This window comes from Lysobacter olei (assembly GCF_054777355.1).
In genome coordinates this window covers 1-1,073 of sequence record NZ_BAAHAT010000020.1, presented here as the reverse complement: position 1 = coordinate 1,073, position 1,073 = coordinate 1, and the positions used below count along the sequence as shown (strand labels likewise).

The following is a 1,073-nucleotide window of genomic DNA, read 5'->3' as shown; positions in this document are numbered from 1 at the left end:
ATAATTATCTTTAATATATAGCTAATTATCCTTAATAGTTTCTTTACATACTTTATATATCTTACATATTTTTATTTTTATCAAGTTATTATGAATCGAACATAACTAATCCTCAACCCAAATGAGGTGCCTACCCAGCCGGCTCTAACCTGTTTTTTCAGAGAATATCCGATTTGAACGGATGTGATTTTTTTAAACCAAATAAGTCTCAAGCTTACCACCTTAAACCACTCAGTCAATTCTCTTTTATTCAAGAGCACTCAGATTTGAACTGAGAAGGTGGAGGTTGAAGCTCCATATTTTACCCTTAAATTATACTCTTATTGATTCCTTAGCGAATTGAACGCTAATCCTACTCTTATCAAAAGTATACTTTAACCTATTAAGTTAAGGAATCTTACGGAAAAGAGATGATTCGAACATCTAAGTGTAACTACACAATATTTAGCAAATATCTCGCCTTGCCTATAGCAACTTTTCCTTTTACGGGTTAAATCGGCTACGATCCGATATCTATTTTCTCGACAAGAAAATCCTTTGCCAATTAAGTTACTAACCCTTTTTTTTTTATGGCTAGTTGAAGTTGAATCAACACATTTCACATGGTACGCGAATAGTCTACCGTTAACCTATAGCCATTTTTAAGACTTACAGGATTCGAACCCGTACTATAATGATTAAAAGTCATATGTTCTACCATTGAACTAAAGTCTCAAAAGTTTATTATCCCTTTATAAACTATTTATTGATTTACGTGAAACATATAATCTTACTACTCAAGGTAAAATATATTTACTAAATACATAAAATATAAAACTTAATGATATTAATGTAAAAACTACTTGATTAAAGAAAAAAAATGGTATTAATTGTGGCATATCTTTATTTACTTTTTTTTTACAAATTAAAGTTAAAATGAAATTATATTAAAAGTAACTGTTAAAATAAATTTAATAACCTCAGAAATATATACATACATATAATATTAATCATACAACATCAACAAAATGTCAGTATAATATACCTGATTCGTATCCTAAGTGATGATGATCTGTTAGGTGATAACCTAATAA

1 tRNA gene is annotated in these 1,073 nt (G+C 28.5%); it reads right to left on the bottom strand.

Features of this window, described 5'->3' with window-relative positions:
• Positions 1 to 642 precede the first annotated feature (642 nt).
• Positions 643 to 714 (bottom strand) — tRNA-Lys (locus ACYVBS_RS14605).
• Positions 715 to 1,073 lie beyond the last annotated feature (359 nt).